This is a genomic window from Natrinema soli, from assembly GCF_028618695.1.
In genome coordinates this window covers 1-18,714 of record NZ_JAQIVI010000034.1, presented here as the reverse complement: position 1 = coordinate 18,714, position 18,714 = coordinate 1, and the positions used below count along the sequence as shown (strand labels likewise).

At 54.2% G+C, this 18,714-nt stretch carries 13 protein-coding genes and 3 pseudogenes; 10 read left to right on the top strand and 6 right to left on the bottom strand.

Going from position 1 to position 18,714, the window contains the following annotated elements:
• Window positions 1-762 precede the first annotated feature (762 nt).
• Window positions 763-1,113 carry a DUF8115 family protein gene (locus tag PGX04_RS02250; protein ID WP_465263784.1) on the bottom strand — a complete coding sequence of 117 codons (351 nt, stop codon included), beginning with the start codon at window positions 1,111-1,113 and terminating at the stop codon, window positions 763-765.
• A gap of 618 nt (window positions 1,114-1,731) precedes the next feature.
• Here PGX04_RS02250 and PGX04_RS02245 point away from each other — a divergent pair.
• The 4 genes from PGX04_RS02245 to PGX04_RS02230 all read left to right on the top strand — a co-directional run bounded on the left by PGX04_RS02245 (window position 1,732) and on the right by PGX04_RS02230 (window position 7,181).
• Window positions 1,732-2,808, top strand: a complete 1,077-nt coding sequence (locus PGX04_RS02245; protein WP_273737031.1) for an LLM class flavin-dependent oxidoreductase — start codon at window positions 1,732-1,734, stop codon at window positions 2,806-2,808.
• A gap of 939 nt (window positions 2,809-3,747) precedes the next feature.
• On the top strand, window positions 3,748-4,806 hold the full coding sequence (locus PGX04_RS02240) for a mechanosensitive ion channel family protein (RefSeq protein WP_273737030.1): 1,059 nt from the start codon (window positions 3,748-3,750) through the stop codon (window positions 4,804-4,806).
• Window positions 4,807-4,861: 55 nt separating this feature from the next.
• Window positions 4,862-5,242: a transposase gene (locus PGX04_RS02235; protein ID WP_273737029.1), complete on the top strand. Its 381-nt coding sequence runs from the start codon at window positions 4,862-4,864 to the stop codon at window positions 5,240-5,242.
• Between the two features lie 712 nt (window positions 5,243-5,954).
• Window positions 5,955-7,181, top strand: coding sequence for a hypothetical protein (locus PGX04_RS02230; protein ID WP_273737028.1), 1,227 nt, complete (start codon window positions 5,955-5,957; stop codon window positions 7,179-7,181).
• 5 nt (window positions 7,182-7,186) lie between these two features.
• Here PGX04_RS02230 and PGX04_RS02225 read toward each other — a convergent pair.
• A pseudogene (locus PGX04_RS02225) lies at window positions 7,187-7,499 on the bottom strand (ISH3 family transposase); the annotation flags it as partial.
• Window positions 7,500-8,826: 1,327 nt separating this feature from the next.
• Window positions 8,827-9,027: pseudogene (locus tag PGX04_RS02220) on the bottom strand (helix-turn-helix transcriptional regulator); the annotation flags it as partial.
• A 55-nt stretch (window positions 9,028-9,082) separates the two neighbouring features.
• Here PGX04_RS02220 and PGX04_RS34335 point away from each other — a divergent pair.
• The 3 genes and pseudogenes from PGX04_RS34335 to PGX04_RS02210 all read left to right on the top strand — a co-directional run.
• Window positions 9,083-9,226 (top strand): annotated as a pseudogene (locus PGX04_RS34335) (recombinase family protein); the annotation flags it as partial.
• A 477-nt stretch (window positions 9,227-9,703) separates the two neighbouring features.
• A complete protein-coding gene (locus PGX04_RS02215) occupies window positions 9,704-10,048 on the top strand; it encodes a hypothetical protein (protein ID WP_273737027.1) in 345 nt (114 codons plus the stop codon).
• Between the two features lie 308 nt (window positions 10,049-10,356).
• Window positions 10,357-10,626, top strand: a complete 270-nt coding sequence (locus PGX04_RS02210; protein ID WP_273737026.1) for a hypothetical protein — start codon at window positions 10,357-10,359, stop codon at window positions 10,624-10,626.
• 63 nt (window positions 10,627-10,689) lie between these two features.
• Here PGX04_RS02210 and PGX04_RS34330 read toward each other — a convergent pair whose 3' ends face one another.
• Complete coding sequence (locus PGX04_RS34330; RefSeq protein ID WP_425498424.1) at window positions 10,690-10,845, bottom strand: DUF7563 family protein; 156 nt, start codon at window positions 10,843-10,845, stop codon at window positions 10,690-10,692.
• Window positions 10,846-11,140: 295 nt separating this feature from the next.
• On the opposite strand from PGX04_RS34330, the gene PGX04_RS02205 reads away from it, so the two are divergent.
• On the top strand, window positions 11,141-11,434 hold the full coding sequence (locus tag PGX04_RS02205; RefSeq protein WP_273737025.1) for a HalOD1 output domain-containing protein: 294 nt from the start codon (window positions 11,141-11,143) through the stop codon (window positions 11,432-11,434).
• 417 nt (window positions 11,435-11,851) lie between these two features.
• On the opposite strand, the gene PGX04_RS02200 is transcribed toward PGX04_RS02205, so the two are convergent.
• Both PGX04_RS02200 and PGX04_RS02195 read right to left on the bottom strand, forming a co-directional pair.
• Window positions 11,852-13,606 (bottom strand): GMC family oxidoreductase N-terminal domain-containing protein, encoded by a 1,755-nt coding sequence (locus PGX04_RS02200; RefSeq protein ID WP_273737024.1) that lies wholly within the window; start codon window positions 13,604-13,606, stop codon window positions 11,852-11,854.
• Window positions 13,606-14,748, bottom strand: a complete 1,143-nt coding sequence (locus PGX04_RS02195; protein WP_273737023.1) for a hypothetical protein — start codon at window positions 14,746-14,748, stop codon at window positions 13,606-13,608. Before PGX04_RS02195 ends, PGX04_RS02200 begins: the two co-directional genes overlap by 1 nt.
• A 336-nt stretch (window positions 14,749-15,084) precedes the next feature.
• Here PGX04_RS02195 and PGX04_RS02190 point away from each other — a divergent pair, with 336 nt between their 5' ends.
• Both PGX04_RS02190 and PGX04_RS02185 read left to right on the top strand, forming a co-directional pair.
• Window positions 15,085-15,861 carry an IclR family transcriptional regulator gene (locus PGX04_RS02190; protein ID WP_273737022.1) on the top strand — a complete coding sequence of 259 codons (777 nt, stop codon included), beginning with the start codon at window positions 15,085-15,087 and terminating at the stop codon, window positions 15,859-15,861.
• A gap of 212 nt (window positions 15,862-16,073) precedes the next feature.
• The gene (locus PGX04_RS02185; RefSeq protein ID WP_273737021.1) at window positions 16,074-17,582 is read left to right on the top strand and encodes a class I adenylate-forming enzyme family protein; all 1,509 of its coding nucleotides are present in this window, start codon (window positions 16,074-16,076) and stop codon (window positions 17,580-17,582) included.
• Window positions 17,583-18,714 lie beyond the last annotated feature (1,132 nt).

Here is an 18,714-nt window from a genome sequence, read left to right as displayed (position 1 = left end):
AGAAAACTGCGAGAGAAGCTGATCTGCCCCTTTTGTTCGATACCAACCTCGTTGCTTAGTTCATTGCGGCATCTGAGTCTCTACTGAGGGGTGTCTCCCAAAACTGGAAAGCGACGAGCCCGGCGTAGCGTGGGCAACGACTGACGGCGGACGGGATGATCGTAATTGTCGCGCGTGTAGCGGACGCGACAGTTGGGCCTATCACGACCTACGGTAAGTACTTCATGGCCCGGCGACTGTCACTCGGAACTCGAGTGTCTCGAAAACGCCCGCGAGTAGATGGTAGGGTTTCGGTGGGCGTGTCGCGACGGGATGAGACGCGACAAGTGAATTAACGATCTCGATCCTGTTGAGTTCACCGCCAACAGAAATTGGTGGGTGGTTAGTAGGGAAACTCAACCAGCGGGAGGTCCGACGGCGGGAGGGGAATCCTACCGCGGACAGGGTTGAGAAGTCGGGGCAATTGGTGGTAGGCGGGTGCCTATCGATTCGCGTCGCGTGTGGGTATACGCGGCATGAAATGTGTTCTCCTGGACCAATACCAATGTTATTATAATTTCAAGTCTTGGAATCGACGCTAGTCACCACAACGGCTTTAGAGCGCTAGTCGAAAGACAGCGCTGGCCGTCGCGTCTGCCGGTCGCTCGGAGGTTGCTTTGTTGCCCCCTGCGAGGCCGACCGTCACGGTAATTAACAGTTTTAGAGACCAACAATAAAACGAACACGAACGCGTAAACACAAATATAAACGCAAACGGTTGCGTTAGATGTTCTGCTGAGCGTGTTTGCCGATAGCGTCACTCAACTTTCCCATCTTCTCTGGCGCTGTCGTTTCAATACCAACACGGAACGCTAGCCGAGCAATTTCGCTCCGGTCGAATCCATCGGACAACTCACGCCCGAGGGATTCCTCGAGCGCATGGCTGACCCCGTCCATCTCCCCGTCACTTTCATCGAGTGCTGCTAGCAGTGCAGCGATTGGTTGGTCACAAACCGCAATCGTAGTGGAACTGTTCGAAAGTGTTCCGTCGCTCACCTGCGAGGCGGAGGCTACTATCTCCTTCGCTCTTCTGAAGCACCTTGTTGGTGGAGGGCCATCTGGTGGTTTCGACACAGCACGGAGTTCATCGAGCGCCGATCAAGTTATCGATCTGAGCAGCTATGAGGGTGGTTTTACGATCGGCCCTGACCGCTAATCGCGGTTACCAACAATCTCCTTCACAAGAGCGATGATTCTATACCCTCATTTAGTGCCTTGAGGAGAGAAGTGGTTGTGCTCTACACTCGAAATATATCGATCATATGTGTTTAGCCCCCTTCAGCTCAGAACGCGATAAATCACCCGTTTCAACCAATTTTCACGAGATAGAGATATTAGAAACCCTGTCTAATCTCAGGGAAATAAAACGCTAGACAGTGGGACGGACGATTTACGTCGTATCTAGAGTTACCTTATAAACTATTCTTGCTAACAATGATATACTAAAATCTACAATCATTATCCCTCACAGCCTAGTAGCTTTCACCAAGATGATCTAGTAAATATCGTCGTATTGGGGATAAACACGTACCGAAAGAGTAGACACAAATAGCAGAAATATGGCCATAAGCTTTTATACAGATATACTATACCTAGGTTCGGTGCTAGAGAATGCCCATCAAGCTAGATTTTAGCATATTTGCCCAGCCAGCGTGGCGCCCAAATTTCAACTGGACACTCGGCCTCGATCGCTTGGTCGAGGAAGCGGCACTGGCAGACCGGCTAGGGTTCGATGAGTATTGGGTCGGAGAACATCACAGCGGCGGCCACGAGACGGTTCCCCTGCCGGAGCTCATGCTCGCTCGAATGGCGGAGGCGACGGACACAATTAAGCTGATGCCCGCGACGGTGAACCTGCCGTACGATATCCACGATCCGTTTGCGGTCGCCGAACGAGCGGCCTTCCTCGATCAGTTGTGTCACGGGCGGCTTATACTCGGGTACGGTGCCGGTGCACTTATGAGCGATATGATCATGTTCAACGCCGACGGTGACGATCAAAAACCGCGGATGTGGGAGGCGGTCGACGTGATAGAGACGTACCTCGAGGCCGAGGAGCCGACGGATTACGACGGCGAGTATTACTCGTACGAGGATCGGATGATCCAGTTCCCGACGTTACAGGACGATCCAGTTTCTTCGGTCGCCGGACTGACGTCGCAGAGTACGTATTACAACGCGGTGAAGGGCGGCCACCGGCCGATCAGTATCAGCTTCTCCCCGATGTACGCCCCCGATAACCCCGCTGCGGTGAGTCTCAAGGAGATGGGCGAGGCGATCGACGAGGCGGCAGAAGACACCGGCCGCGACCCCGACGATGTTCGCGAGGACTGGTGTATCGCCCGAGAGATTTACGTCGCCGAGAGCAAAGAACAGGCGGTCAAGGATATTAAAGAGGGTGCTGAGAACTACTACCAGTACCTGTTCGATATCGGTCTCACCGATTTGGTGAAGACCGACGAGGAACAGTCGAGAGACGAGTTGACCGTTGAGTGGATGATTGAGAACTTTCCATTTATCATCGGCTCACCCGAGGACTGTATCGAGCAGATTGAGGCTCTCTACGACGAAATCGGCCCGTTCGGGAACCTAGTGATTAACCATCATGATTGGGGGCTTCCCCGATACAAATGGGATCAGTCGCTTGAGTGGTTCGCCGAGAAGGTGATGCCCACGTTCCAGCCCCGAAAAGGGCCCCGCAAGTACGCGAAAGAGCAGGTTACAACCTACGAAGAACCAACCCCGGACGAGGACGTATTCGAAATCTAACCCCGGTCTCGGCCGCCGAACGGCCTTTCCCCTCCCGTTCGACTTTTCGCGGTCCTATTCGACCCCGTCCGGAACGCGATCGGTTCGTGACACTCCTTGCATACTGTTCTCCCCCGTCCCGAAACATCGAGAGCGAGAGTTCAGATTCACCGTTTGGAGAATGTGGGTCAATTATGACCTTCCCATTCAAAGTCGGTAGTTCCCATCGTTCCTAATTTTGAGAGCAAAGTTGGGAAGTTTCTTTTTCCAAGAGAGACCATTTGCTGGTGAGAGCGCCGGTCTCAACAGGAAGAGTCAGAGCGGTCGCTCATGAGAAAGGCGATTGCTGGACGCGGGCCTGTTCAGCCCGCGTCCAGCCTATCATACATCGACGGAATCCCGACACCGTTGGTCGGTGCCTTCCACTTCCGCAGCAGTGTTTTGTCGAGAGCGTGATCGATCCACTCACGGAACACCTCGAAGCGGAACCAGACGGGCAGTGCTCGCCCGCCGCGTCGAGGCGAGCACGCCCCACCGGACGATCAGCTACAGATTCCGCAATAGGAAACTCACGAGGGCAAACAGCAATCGAACGGCTGGATCAATTGTGCTTGTTCGCGCACGCGTTTCTCGCGATAGAGGAGCACAGTCACGAGCTCGGCAAGGACGTAGCGGCTTGTGAACACCGGATCATGTTGGTTGCCAGCTGGATTCGCCTCGAACACAGCCATGGCTCGAGCGTGTTGGTATCGTCCTCTACGCATGCCGCGTGAACCGCTTGCCCCAACATGGGACTGTATTATCATAATTCATGCTGTTCCGGATATCTCCCACCGTAGCGGACAGATAGTTCACATATTTATTCCAACCCGATCCGATATATTTACCTTCCTAACGTTAAATATTGGAAGTGCATCCAGTGGCAGTGATTGTCTCTGGATATGGCGAGAAACAATACCAATGTCCTCACAAACAGTACCTAGCGGTCATACCATACTCCAAGCACAGGTTCCTGGTTTCCTTGAGGAAACCATCGCAAACATCATCGCATTTATTCCCGCGATCTTCGGTGCCGTTATTATCCTCTTGATCGGCTGGATCCTCGGCCGAATTATCGGGGGTGTTACTACCCGAATCCTTGAGGGTATCGGCCTCTCAGAACATACTCGGGGCACACCGCTCGAAAGCGATACTGATACCGACGGTGGTATCGCCAGCGCAATCGGCACGCTCGTTGCATATATCGTGTATTTCTACGCTGCACTCGCTGCGGCTGACGTACTCGGAATCGAAATTCTCTCGGAATCGCTTTCAGAGATTGGCGCGTTCCTCCCGGTCATCTTCTCGGCCGCGATCATCCTCGTTATTGGTTTCATTATTGGTCAACGACTTGGTGACATCGTCGCAGGAATCGTCAGAGGCTTCGGGCTTCGCACCCATATTCGGGGGACACCATTAGAAGATGTAACCACCTCCGTTGGCGGCATCGGAACCGCTACTGGGAAACTCGTTGAGTACGCTGTTTACTTCTTCACGTTGTTGACTGCAGCGGATGCACTTGGTATCACGGCCCTCTCACAACTTTTGAACGACTTTGCGGCCTTCGTTCCAGCCCTAATCGGTGGTCTGCTCGTGCTAGTCATTGGCGTCTTCGTGGCAGATGCTCTCGAGGATATCGTCGCCAATGTTGACGCAACCCGGCTGACGACACTGGCTGGACTCGGCGTAAAACTGTTCGTCTACTATATCACGATCACGATCGCACTGGATACGATCGGCTTCAGCACAACCGTGTTGACAACGCTCTTCACAGCGGCAGTGGCAGCGTTCTTCGGCGCGCTCGGAGTGGCGCTGGCACTGGCGGTTGCCATCGGCGTTGGCTGGGGAAGCAAGGATTACGTTGCGGAGAATATCGAAGACTGGATGGCCAGTGCACGACGGAGTGTTTCCGGACTTAGCGAGGAGTCACACACCCGGTCGACGGATGACTTCGACTCATCGGATCCAACTGACGACTAACGGGATTGATCTCGTAGTTAGGGCCTGACCAATTCATTTTAACTAACTGGGATCGATGTCGGAATTCCTGACGGAACTCTCTTTGAGCAGTCCGGACCAGGCGATTATCGAGGCTCATCTGGCGGTGATCGATGAAGTAGATGAACAAATCGAAATGCTGGAGGAGAAGATAGAACAGCGGGTGTTGGAATCGCCATCAGCGCAGCTGCTGCTGACGATTCCAGGGGTTGAGCAGACGACGGCTGCAGTGATCGTGGTGAAGTTGGGTGAGATCAAGCGGTTCGATACTAACAAGGAGGTGATGGGTTATGGTGGATTGGATCCCGTGGTGTACCAATCGGGAAAAAATGGAACTCCATGGGAGCATCAGCAAAGAGGCCCCAGACGCGTTGCGCTGGGCCCTCGTGCAGTCGGCACGGATCGCGGTTCGGTGTGAGGGTACTTCGGGAATTTCTATACACGACTGAAACGGAAAAAGAACGATCAGATTGTGATCGTTGCAACAGCTCGCAAGATGCTGGTATGGATATTCTATATGCTCACACGGAACGAACCATTTGATCCTCCCGAGGTGAGTAGCTAAAGCGCGAAACAAATATCTACGAGGTTGATGATCGGTGTTCGCCTCGACGCACAGCTACCGCAGAAGATATCTCCCGCCTGCCGGGTTATACTCAGGTGTAGTAGACTGCTGACTGGTGATTTCCTCCACTACTTACAGGTGAGTTTCACTCACTCGAACACTTATCACCCCAACGGCGGATAGATCAACCTGAGAAATTTTTATACGAGGAGATGATCCTCGTGGATTTTATTGTCTGCTTGCTGCTGTTTGCTAGGCACATTCGCAGCAAGCAGACGTCTCAACTAACCAGCTTTGTGGGGTACCGGTGATAGGACTATATATCTCTATCATACTCTCTGATCAGAAATCATTTATGAGATGAAAGGTATTGTTGGGATAGATGACGCAATGGAAACGGCGATCTGTGCTGGCAACGGGTGTGGCGTTTGCAACAAGTGGGCTTGCTTCGTCCGTCTCAGGGACTTCCCAAACTGTAGACGAAACCAGAAAAGGTGGGACTGTAAACCGACCCGCCGACACACGGGTCACCGAGGATCAGACGGGGCCGAGTGGTGTCCGGATCATGGTCCAAGAAGACCTCACGGGACTCGAATTGACGCTCTCCGAGCAGACGGCTGGAGTCGATACAGCGGAGATTGCTGACGAACTCGGCAACACACTCTCGACGAAAGACGTTTCCGACCTCAGTCCCGAAGACACCTTCCAGATCGAGCACGACCTTTACGCTGACGAAGAGTACATTGTCCTTGTCCACGCCGAGGACTCGTACGATCGCGGCGGTTACGATCAGAACCCCGATTGGCCGTACGATGGTGGCGAGTTCCAGGTCGTCGAAGGGATCTGGGCCCGCGACCGCAGCTCCACTGGAAACTTCTACTCCTTCACCACAATCACTGCGCTTCTCGAGGGTGACGGCAACGGTGACGGCGATGATGGCGAGGGAACTGTTGATCGACCTGCTGACACGCGAACGACCCCGGACACGACGACGCCGAGTGGGGTACGTATCACGGTCCAACAAGATCTGTCAGGGCTCGAGCTGACAATTTCCGAAAACACCACCGGAGCGGACACCGCTGAAATCGCCGACGGACGCGGTGAGACACTTGCGACAAAAGACCTCTCTGACTTCGGTTCTGGTGACTCCTTCCAGATCGAGCACGATCTCAGAGCCGGCGATGAGTATATCGTCCTCATTCGCGCTGATGGGACCTATGACCGTGGTTCCTACAATCGAGATCCCGACTGGCCGTATGACGGTGGCTCCTTCCAAGTTCTCGAAGGCATCTGGGCGCGTGATCGAAGCTCAAGCTCAAGCTTCTACGCGTACACCACGATCACCGCACTCTCGGACGATGATGATGGTGATGAAAGCGGAACTGTGGACCGGTCTGCCGATACGCGAGTCTCCGAGGATCAGACGGGACCGAGCGGCGTTCGGATCGTGGTCCAAGAAGACCTCGCGGGACTCGAGTTGACGCTTTCCGAGCAGACGACCGGAGTCGATACGGCGGAGATTGCTGACGGACTCGGCAACACGCTCGCGACGAAAGATGTCTCCGACCTCGGTCCCGAAGATACCTTCCAGATCGAGCATGACCTCGAGGCCAGTGAGGAATATATAATCCTCGTCTCTGCTGATGAGACGTACGATCGCGGATCCTTCAACGAGGGTCCCGAGTGGCCGTATGACAGTGGAGAGTTTCAGGTGGTCGAAGGCATTTGGGCGCGTGATCGAAGCTCAACTTCGAACTTCTACGCGTACACGACGCTAACCGGGCTTCGATAACTGCGGATCAGTCTTCTCTGGAGAAGCGCATTCCCGACTCGTTCAACTGACTCACGGCCAAATTTCTCGCGGAGGTGGTACAGAACCATGTTTTCATGAGGTGAGTCTGTGCTGTTCTCACAGAGCTTAGAGACCGAGGTCCCATCGTCGCATGCGCCAACAAGGACCTCGTAGATATCTTCAGCATCGATTTCAGCATTATCGCTGAAATCAAGAGAATTTCCTCGTCAATTCACTTGACGAGAAAGTTAAGGAGTGCTTCTCATAGATTTCATTGTCTGCTTGCTGCTGTTTGCTAGGTACATTCGCAGCAAGCAGATGTCTCAACTAACCGGCTTTGTGATGTGCTGAGTTTGGGGATGTACAGCACGAGACTGAAGAGAGTGAGAATGGGCGTGCTGAGTGCCAAGTCAGAGATCGGAAGTAGCCCAAGCACAGAGGCACTAATCAGACTCGCACTCGCGGCGATAGCAAGTACAGAATATCTAACCATACTCCGTTCATCTGAAGAGAAGCCCAAGTCGGGCTCAAGATATAGTCGGAAGAGGTCAAATCGCTCAGCTGGTCGTATGATCTCTCGAGACTTTCTTCGTATCCGATGAACTCAGCTGGTGTCTTGAGGCCAGCTTCATTGAATGCGAACTCCCCAGCATCGATGACTTCGGTTGTCTCACTTTCGCTGGTCGCACCTCTGTTGAATAATACCGACATTATAGTGTACATATGATGTTGATTTCATAATCTATTGAATATTTTGCGGTCTCAGTACATTGCCGTATTTTGGTTGCACTTTCTTATTCAAGGATACCGATTATCTCGGTCACCGAACTCAACTCTGCATACACTCAGTTCAATATCTGCAGTAAACCTATGTAGGGCCAAAACCTTTCTATCACTTCAGTAGATTTGGTAAATACAACCAGATAGGCCACGCAAAGAGTGGGCGATTGATGAAAGTAGATCATTATTGCCCCATGAGAGCGGGATACAGGCTCCGTATCCCGCGAATAGCGACCCACTTGAGCGCGACACTCACCTGAGGACTTATTGTGGCACAGTAACATGGTCTATATGCAGGGGCAGGTGGACATCCCCGGTTCAACCCCCAGCAAGGAGGATTGAGCTATGTCGGTTACCCCTGCCCTGACGTAGCTTTTCAGTGCTATCGACGACTTGGGGAACCCCGTTCTGCCTACACCTGACTCGTTAGGGTATAATTTTATCACCAATGAGGGTAATGAATGGTAATACGGCAGGGATCCATCACACTAAATGGCATGCGCCCGACGCGTTGTCTGCACCCCCCTGCCGTCACCCCACCTGCCCTTTCGACACGATAGATTCCTCTCGAGGATCCCTGTCCTCTTAGTCGGAAATCCGTTGCCGGTTGCCTATTGTTTATTGATAACGGGACTCGCTGTAGGAGCGCAAGGATTTGTTAAACAGCGCCCACCTGTGTTCCCTGCTAGTGACAAGAGGTCACGGTCGTCTCCCCCACCAGCCGTTTACCTTTCCCTAGACGTTGTCCCATTCCATTAAGTACAAACCTGTCTACGAGATTCGGGAGATCGCGTTGAAAGAACTCGGAATTATGGTATAGACGCGGGTTAGGAGCCGTCTGTTGGCCCATTGTGTCGATCGTCTACTACTCTGATAGTAGCTCGCCCCCGTACTGGTCTTCCCAGTCCCGACGTGCCTCGATCTCGCGGCGACCGCGGGCCGTGAGCGTATAAATATTCGTCCGTTGATCAGTTTCTCCTTTCTCGACGAGGCCCTTGTCGACGATCGTATCGAGATTTGGATAGAGCCGTCCGTGGTGGATCTCGCCTTCGTAGTACTGCTCGAGTGGGTTTGACGGGAGTCGAGAGAAGTACGACGAGTTCCGACGTCACGTTAGCGAGGGCGCCGTCTCGGTTGTCGTAGTTCGAGACTTGTCACGGCTCTCGCGGGATCAGAACGATCGGATCCGACTACTGCTCGCTCTTGATAAGCGTAACGTCGAGCTGTATTCGGTCGAGCGCGGGCTTGTCGATACCTCCGACTAACACGTCTGCCACACGTCAGACGTACCGCTGTCGGCGACTTTCCATCAGCTCCAGTTGAAATAGGTTGGTCATGATGACGCGTAACAAACGCGAGAGCCCTCCCCCATTTTCCACTGGGACGCTGGAATAATCGAACCCACGGTCGAACCGATCGAACCCCCACAGGAGGGCGAAATGAACCAGTGGATGATCGGACTCGAGGAAAACGGCGTTACAGCGGAACTCTGGTATGGACGATGTGACGATCCCACCGAAGCCGTGGTACTACCTGAGGAAAGAGACGACAAAATCGTATCGAGGACCTCACTACGTTCAGCCTTGCACAAGAATTTCAGACTGAATGAACTGGGCGCCACGTACTCTGGTACCAGTACCAGCTATTCTGACTTGCACTGTACATTAATCAAGTCTATAGAACTGAATAATAATTAAAATCAAGTTATATGCTTTGGGTTCGTATTTCGGAATATGCGCTCAATGACACAGCGGCTCGCAATATGCCTCGTCCTGATGGTCAGTGTAACCGGTTTCGCCACGGTTGCGGCTGCAGACGGCGCTGAGACGAACTCCAAGCAGCTAGGTAGTATCGACGTTTCGCTCGAAGATAAGCACGCCTCCATTGATGAGATTGAAATCTCGAGTCAGGCGCTCCCGACAGTCGAGATCGACGAGCGCACATACTCGATCAACTCTTTCTCACTGCACGCTGATGGTGTGACACTCGAGTATAATGGCCGATCCTATGATATTTGCCAGGTCGATATCACTCTCGAGAATGTCGGCATCACAGTGTCTGATATCTCTATCAATAGCGGCGAATAACTGTCAGATCGAGGTTGTGTTTCATTGTACGCAGTTCACTTCGTCGAGTGGCTCTCATAAGGTGGCTTCTTGCGGCGAACAGCACGCTACACTTGACTCTTTGGTATCCATTCCTCGGATAATCCTGTGATCTCTGTTCGGTGGTCGAATGCGTGACGTTCCTCTCGCAACTGGTTTTCTAGCCATTCAGAGCAGGTTTCATCGTCACCGGGGTTCTCGATGCCTTTTTCAAGATGCTGGATGCGGTGGACCAGTCGCTTGAGTGGGGGTGCAACTGCTGAATTAGTGAAGTGGATAGCCGACTCTGTTTGGCGATCGATCTGGCCGACGAACTCAGTTGGCGTTTTGCCATCAACGAAACCGATTTTCTCTTCTGCGAGCCATTCTGGGAGTTGGATCAGGAGTTCGTTGTCATCGAGCTGGCCAAGCAGCTGCCAAGACAATTGGGTTTCCGTCTCATCGGCTTTCCCATCATCTTGCGATCTTGGGCAAAGGTCTCATACTCATCGTACTCGGTGATTGCTAGATCTGGCATTGCTCCTAGAGACAAGCTGACGCTGGATACCGATATTGGTTAGAGGTACGGAAATATTTTGACATTCCCCTTTCATATATATTCTATTGTGAATGAATGAGTATTCTCATCGTCGCTGTGATTTTGCTTCTCGAATTTTAGCACCATCCCGCAGTTTATCTGGACACTGTGGGCAGACTCGAGGGTTCTCAACACCGTCTGGTGTGAACACACGAGCATATTGGTCTGTGACGTGTGTCCCACAATTCTGGCATTCGGGCATCTACTTATCACTATCTCCTGGATGGCACTGTCTAGTTAAGCGATTCTAACGTCAAACGCCGTTTCAGCGTCTGTCGAAGCAACACCGATGGGATCTGGGACCATTACTGTTTATGGGACGTTTGCTGAAGCAGCCGAATTTTCGCTGCTCGTGGAACAGGGTCTCTTTATGTTAAATCATAGATGGTAATTTCACAACCGATACCGTCACTTCATTGTCGTCCTGTCTTGCGGTTTCCCTTATCTAGACAGTACCCCGTTGTCTGACGTGCGTCATTAGAGGAACGTCTGGTTTTATGTATTGGTTCCTGACAACGGAGGTTGTGCAACCCACTCAATCACTCAGTCTGAAGATCGTAGACAAAGTCGCCGAACGTGAAGGAGTCCCACCCGAAGAGCTCAACCCACCGATCCACAACGCGATCAACACGGGCGCACTTGACTCACTCTATGACGCATGCGACTCCGAGAGGAATCTGTCCACAATCGAATTCGTCTACAACGGCTACACAGTGACTGTCGATAGTACAGGCGACGTCGATCTCGAGAATCGTGTCGCGGCCCTCGACCCTGAGAAAACTGCAGTGTGACCCGCTCTCTGCCCCGGGGCTAAAATCCGATCTCTTATTACTCAGCTTTGCACGTTGAAGTGGGTAGAATAACTCAGCTTTGCACGTTGATCATCTTCCAAATGGGCGGACGAAATGGGTAGAAGGGCGGTTCTAACGTCTATTCGTGAACCGTCGGGACGTGAGTCGTCTCGCCACTGGAGTCACGATCTCTGCCAAAGCCGGTGAGTCTTCTCCAGTTATGACTGATTCGCTGGTCGGCTGATTGCTCGAATCGAGCAGAAAATCCATTCCCGCGCCCGTTTCTCCAATCCAACTGGCAGCTATACAACGTTCAAAGCTGAGTGAATAAGTGTGGCAAATCGCAGGAAGAGATAGTACAGTAAACACATCCGATATTACGGTAATATTGTATAGGTACTTTGTGAGGTGCTGAGGTTAGAAGTAGAGGTTGCCGATGCGATCGGCGGTTCGCAGTGCGAGCGCCTGCCCGGTGTTGGTCGGGTTCGGTCCACCCAGCCCATTCGCCATCGCAGAGTGATCCGCGACGAACAGTCTCGAGACGTTCTTCGCCTCGGCATTCTCGTCGAGAACCTTCCCCATTCGCATCGTGGACTGCATGTGAAGCAGCAAGGGTGGCCACTCACTGCGGTGGACGTGCTCGGCGCCGGCCTCTCGATGGATGTGCGCGGCGATACGCGCAAGTTCGTCACGCTTCGCGTCGTCGTCCGGATGCGGTTCGTACTTGACCTTCGGGACCGGTCCATGCTCGTCGCTGAAAGTATTGTCCAGCGAGACGCCGTTATTCTGGCGCGGGAGGTCGTCAGTAAGAATCAGAAGTGCCTTCGTCTGTCTGTAATCCGACATTCGGCGCTTGAGTTCCTCACCAACGACGTAGCCGCGGGTATCCCATGGCTCGTCGGGGTCGACCGGGGTGTCGAAGCTGTACCCGGCTTCAGTGAAGAGATAGTCGGCGTAAGAGACGAGCCCAGGGGACATGCCAATGTCTTCCAGGCCACCAACGCCAGGTTTGTCGAACCGAACTGCAGAGTTATGCCCCACGTAGGGGTCCATGTGTTCGTTCTCGGGGTTAATCTCAGCGACAGTATCATCGTCGTAGACGCCGACGACCCAGTCGAACCAGTGGGTCGTGAGCCCCTTTCCGACCCAGCCATCGTTCGGCAGTCCCGAGTTGAGCCAGAGTCGTGGCGACTCGATGCAGCCAGCAGCGAGGACGACGACGTCGGTCGAAACGGTTTGCGAGGAGCCGGACCAGGAGTCGCGGAACGTGACACCGGTCGCTTCTATCGTCCCGAGCCCTTCATTCGTCTCGATATTCGTGACGAAGGCGTTCGGGCGAATCGCAACGTTCCCCACGTCAGAATTGTCGTTAGTGTCGAGCGCTCGCGGAACCCAGCTCACGTTGGCGGACTTCCGAGCTTTTTCGCGTATCGGTGCGTCGACGGGTGTCGACGCACCCTGGAAGTGGTCACCGACGAGCGTATCGCCGCGGAACCCGTCGTCGTAGCTGAACGACCCCTCGTAGTCGGCGTCGAGCGGCTGGTTGGTCGGCGTCTCCTCTCCAGGGTCCGAGACGGCGTTCGCCTGGGGTCGCCAGCCCGTCTCCGTGACGTTTTTCGTGTCGATCCGTGGGTAGCCGGCATTCGTCGCCCCCTCGATGAATATCTCCTCCTTTGCCGTCATCGGCGCTTGCTGGGTGCTCGTCACTTCTTCATTGAGCTGGTAGTACGGGACAAGTTCCTCGTAGGAGATGGGCCAATGGTTCTGCTCGTCGATGGCGTGGGGATATGCTCGAGGGTGGTTCGCAAAGTAGTGGAGCGAGGTGCCACCGACCGCGCCGACTTGCCAGATAAACGCGTTCTGGTGAAGATTTCGGAACCACGGCGCTCGCGAGTGGTCCGCCGGCCCTACACGGAGGTACCCGTGGGTGGGGTCGTTCGCGTCGGCTTCCCGGTGGGTGAACTGATCGTCCAGTAACTTCCCATCGAGGTCGTCGGGATCCGTGCTCACTGTCCCACCGGCATCGGCGTGTGGCTCGGGCCACTGGTCGTTGCCGTGCCACGGGCCTCCCTCGAGGATGAGAACGTCGAGGTCGTGCTCGCGGGCAAGTCGTGACGCAGCAGCAGGACCGTCTGCACCGGAACCGATCACTACGACATCGGGATCGTTCATCAGGTGTCACCTCCGATACCGTCGATGACATCGTCGCCAGTCAGATCGTCCGGAAGGTTCAGATTCTTGGCTTTCGGATCCGCGAACCCGCCCGGAACGGCGTGACGCCAGTCGGCCGCGTGCCCCGGTACCGGCCCCGGATAGCCGCTCTGCTGGTGGCTCTGGACCTCTCCCGGCTCCGTCTGCATCTCGCGCTCGTTGGGCGTGTTCATCTTCGTGTTCCCGTATCCCGACCACTCGGTGTAGTACCCGAAGCCGTGGAGGCCGTTGACCGCCATGACGACGTACTTCAGGATGCCGGCGTCGGGCACGAGCGGCGACAGGAGATCGTCGAGCGTGTCGATGGCGCCCCCGTCGATGATGGTCCATAGGCACCGCAGTCGGTCCTCTCGAGAAAGCCTGGTGAACGTCCCGCCGCCTGGGAACTGCTCGTTCGGTGAAACGGGACCTTCGTTCTTTCCGAGCGCGACGAACTCCGCGGCCGCGAGATCGAACACGAGCGTGAAGAGCGCCGCGTAAGGGTAGTTCTGGAGGACGCGATGGACAGTCTCGTTGCCCGTCTCGACTAGCAGTTCGAACTCGGCCGCCCCCTTGGTTGCATCGTCGAGGTCAGCGAACCCGATTTCGAAGCGTTCGATCGGTCCAAACGTGAGATGTTCCTCAAGCGCTTTGCCGTCCAGATCGAGGTCTAGGAGACTGATATCCGCGAGGTCCAGTAGTGCATCCAGATCGGAGCCGAGCCCCGTCGTATCGACCGTCACCTCGAATAGGCTCCGTGGCATCTCTGGTCCCGAATCGCCTGAGAGAGTATTATCTAGGAGGAAATCCTTTTCGGTCACCATCTCGGCACGGATCTCCTGAAAGTGGTTGAAGTCCCAGATGAGGAACTTCTCCAACTCGACGTCGATACCGCCCGGAACGTGCTCTGGCCCGAGTTCGTCCTCGAGCTGTGGTGTCCGTGGCACAATCGCGTCGACGATCGATCGGTACGTGTCCGCGGTATGCGGGTCACTCTGCAGTGGCGAATCCATCGCTGCCTGGGCAGTTGCGAAGGTCGCGTTCGACATGGACAGCGCTGCAAGTCCGCCGATGCCCTTCACGACTCCCCGTCGGCCTATCTGGCTTCTATCGTTCTCTTGCATGATGTGTCCTGGCCACGTCAGCAACTATTGATCAGTTACTGTGTGACTCCATCACAAGTGAACCAGAATATCGCGTATAAATCTATGCAACTGATATAAACTACATTATTATAGAGTCACACTATCGTAGATGCACCTTATATAACGTGTCTATACGACCTCATAGAGACTATAGTTGTATATCCACCCGTTTTATTGAATTGCGAATTCTCGCTTCGTGGTGACAATGAAAATTTGATATTTACTGATTTATATAATATCGAATGCGTGTGGTTGAGACGATTCCGTCCCACAATGTCGCACACTTTCAAGGGAAGTCGACACCCATGAGGGTACATGGACGAGGATCCATCAGTCCCGATTAACGCAATAAAACGGTCGTATACTATCGTCGACGAAATATGCGACCGTGACCGAGCGGGGGCTACCGAGCTCGCGGACGCACTGGGGCTTCCGAAGAGCACCGTCCACAACCACCTCCGTACGCTCGCGACGCTGGGCTACCTCGTCGAAGAAGAAGGGACGTACCGCCTCGGGGCTCGATATCTCCACTTAGGGCAGAAGTCGCGGAACTCGCGAGCGGTATTCCAGCACGGTCGCGACGCCATCAAGGCGCTCGCAGAGCAGTCCGGCAGATACTGCCAACTCGCCGTCGAGGAAAACGGAGAGACGGTAGTCATCCAGTCCACGCAGTGGGTTCCCGACGAGGGAGCTCGACCCGCTCAACAAGCGTATCCGATGCGTGCACACCTCCACACGAATGCACTGGGCAAGGCGCTACTTGCGCACCTCCCGTCTGAACGGATTACTGCGGTGATCGATCAGACGGGCTTGGCACCTCGGACGAAACTGACCATGACGAACGAGGACGATCTTCGATCCGAACTCGAGACGATACGAGAGCAGGGGTACGCCGTCGATCAGGGAGAACTTCTCAGTGGGATGATCGGTGTCGCCGCTCCCATCGTGACCAAACAGACTGTTCATGGCGCAGCCGCTGTGTACGGCGCTGGCAACGAGATGCGGGAGGCACTCGACGAGGGGCTTCCCAGCCTCGTCAAAGAAACTGCGGACGACATCAAGGCAGACATCGTCTTCGATAGCCTCGAGTAAGCGCTTTGTCTCGCAGAGGGTCCTGCCACGCGGTCTATATTACGGAGCTCACTCACACTTTCGTTCCACAATATGGTACACATACGGAGATCTCAAACCAGCGCGTGACTCGAGATTTCGAAGGTAACAACTTACAACTACTTCTAACATTAATGTGATATGTATCTTGATTTTCAAAAACTCGGATGTTCCGGTAGGTGATTCGTCTGCCCATGAACTTCGGGAACGTCGTCGACCATATCGCAAGGAATACTCCGGATACGCGGGCAGTAGGGGACCCGGAGCGACAGTTAACGTACGCTGAACTGTCGGCAGCATCCAACGCGGCGGCGAACATCTTCGCGGCGCGCGGTGTGGAGTCCGACGACCGTGTCGCAATCTGCCTCCAGAATCAGGTATCGTTCCTGACTGCGTACCTCGGCGCAATGAAGCTCGGGGCCGTTCCCGTTCCCGTCAACACGCGATTCACCGACGAGCAGATCCACTACGTGCTCGACACCAGTGACATCTCGGTGATCGTGACTGACCAAGCGTTCGAATCGGTCGCAACAGAAGTAGAAACAGCGTTAACCGTCGACGGGAGTGTCGGTACCAACTTCCATATCCTACTCGAGGAAGTATCTGGCACGTACACTGTGCATCCGCGACGGAGTGACGAGACAGCAGCGGTCGTCTACAGCAGCGGTACGACTGGGCGGCCGAAAGGTGTCCGGCACACTCACGGCAACGTCATTGCCAACGCGCGGGGAATTCGTACCTACCACCGCCTGACGCGGGACGAGGTCGGTCTGACGGTGAGTAAATGTTCCCACGTCACCGGTCTCAACGTCACAACGACCCCACTACTCCTCGCCGAGGCGGAGAACTGGTTCTTGCCAAGTTGGGATCCCGTTTCCGTAGCGGAGACCATTGAAAATTGTAAGATCACCTATACCTTCCTCACACCAAATATGACGAGAGACTTAATCGCTGACGAGGATGTCGACGACTACGATCTCTCGTCACTGCAGCGGGTTGTCATCGGTGGCGCACCGATGCCAACGGAACAGTTCGACGATGCAGAGGCAACGCTTGACGCGACGGTTCTTGAGGGTTATGGGATGACCGAGACGACACCGCTGGCGGCGTTCAATCGGCCCGATACGGCGGTACGAAAGCCGGGTAGTGTTGGCCCACCCGCTCGCGAAGTCGTCGACCTGCGCATCGAAGACATCGAAACGGGTCAGCCAGTCAACCGCGGGGAGCGCGGTGAACTGCTCTGGCGGGGCGACACGGTGACACCGGGATTCGAGCGACAACAGCGTGAAGCCAAGTCCTTTGTTGGAAGAGATGGAAATCGATGGCTCCGCTCGGGCGACATCGGATATCTCGACGAGAATGATCACCTCTTCGTCGTCGGTCGTCGTGAGGACATGTTCACCGTCGGTTGTGCAAACGTCTTCCCACGCGAAATCGAGGAGGTCCTCTACGATATCGACGGCGTCACGAGGGCAGTGATCATTGACACCCTTGACGATCGCCAGGGGGCAGTCATCACGGCCATCGTCACGCGTGACGGCGACATCACTGAGGCTCGTATCCGTGAGATTTGTGCCGCCCGTCTCAGGGAACACGAGGTGCCGGAACAAATCGAATTTGTCGACGACATTCCTCGGACGGCAACAGGAAAGATCGACCGCGTAGCGCTTGGGGAACTGTTTGGGAGACTCTCTTCCACATGATCTGATGTTAGCGGTTCTATTGAATCTGCTGACGGCGTCAGGATAAGTTGTCAGAACGATTGGATTGAAGCGGAGGGGAAATCGATCACTCATTGAAGCCGGGTTCGGTATCTACAAACACCGAATCAAGCGCTTCTGGCACCGATTTCCTTACTATAGTACTACTGACTCAGTCAGATCATGGCTTACCGCTTTCGCTGCTCTTCACAATGCAACGCTCTAACCTTGACACCCTCCCGGCATAACGAGTATCGTAGTGGGATTATTGAACCCAGTTGGTACTGCACACATGCTTTGTATTCAATACGACTCTACAATATTACTTATATCTAATAAAAGTGCCAACGATAGGTCCACCAAGATAGGTAGCACAGATGAAACTAATAGTCATCGACGGGGACCAAGACACATTCGACAACAGTCCAGTACGAGATTGAGGCTGTATTTTAGTCGTGTTTGTTTTTACTCCCGAATAATTTGCTTCTCTCGGCACTGCTAGATTGGAGGAGAAACTGATGGGTAGCGTCGGGGTATCTTGTTCGATCCCTGCTCTGTCGCTGCAGTAGTATCAACGAGTGAATAACGGCAGATCGCCGAAGCGATCGTTTTCGGCAGAATGGACTGATCCCTTACCTATCTATCATTTTATCACTGGTCCAATTGCCCTGCTTTCCTCTGGTGATTTGATCCCAATCTAGCAGTATCTTCGGCACTACCATGATCACGTGCGAGAATTGCCTCCGCAGCATCGACGAGCTGATCGAAGTTCGTCCAGACGAGACGATTGTCCTCGATCTGATCGAGTTTCGCCGGCCGGCTATGTTTCGGTGTAAGGACGACCAACCGCTGAGTATCGCTTTCGGTCTGTTGGAGACCAGTCAGGTGGTTGCGAATCTGCTCGAGGTCGACGCTGTTGGGGACCGTCTTGGTCTCGAACCACAGCGACGTCGAGCTTTGAATCGAGGCATCCGGAACTGATCCGTCTCCAGTGATCTGGTTCTCAAACGTGACGAGTGAGAGGTCCGATTCGTCGAGTGTTGTCTCTAATCATCAGTACCGACAGTACGGCACTGTCTAGTTTAGCACCTCCGCTGGCGGTTGTTTGTTGAGTGACTGGTGCGGTCGCTGTGTG

What these genes read in the sequence shown, in the direction of transcription:
- PGX04_RS02240 (WP_273737030.1), top strand. Translation starts at nt 3,748, where the DNA reads ATGTCCTCACAAACAGTACCTAGCGGTCATACCATACTCCAAGCACAG.
- PGX04_RS02235 (WP_273737029.1), top strand. Translation starts at nt 4,862, where the DNA reads ATGTCGGAATTCCTGACGGAACTCTCTTTGAGCAGTCCGGACCAGGCG.
- PGX04_RS02230 (WP_273737028.1), top strand. Translation starts at nt 5,955, where the DNA reads ATGGTCCAAGAAGACCTCACGGGACTCGAATTGACGCTCTCCGAGCAG.
- PGX04_RS02215 (WP_273737027.1), top strand. Translation starts at nt 9,704, where the DNA reads ATGACACAGCGGCTCGCAATATGCCTCGTCCTGATGGTCAGTGTAACC.
- PGX04_RS34330 (WP_425498424.1), bottom strand. Translation starts at nt 10,845, where the DNA reads ATGCCCGAATGCCAGAATTGTGGGACACACGTCACAGACCAATATGCT.
- PGX04_RS02205 (WP_273737025.1), top strand. Translation starts at nt 11,141, where the DNA reads ATGTATTGGTTCCTGACAACGGAGGTTGTGCAACCCACTCAATCACTC.
- PGX04_RS02200 (WP_273737024.1), bottom strand. Translation starts at nt 13,606, where the DNA reads ATGAACGATCCCGATGTCGTAGTGATCGGTTCCGGTGCAGACGGTCCT.
- PGX04_RS02195 (WP_273737023.1), bottom strand. Translation starts at nt 14,748, where the DNA reads ATGCAAGAGAACGATAGAAGCCAGATAGGCCGACGGGGAGTCGTGAAG.
- PGX04_RS02190 (WP_273737022.1), top strand. Translation starts at nt 15,085, where the DNA reads ATGGACGAGGATCCATCAGTCCCGATTAACGCAATAAAACGGTCGTAT.
- PGX04_RS02185 (WP_273737021.1), top strand. Translation starts at nt 16,074, where the DNA reads ATGAACTTCGGGAACGTCGTCGACCATATCGCAAGGAATACTCCGGAT.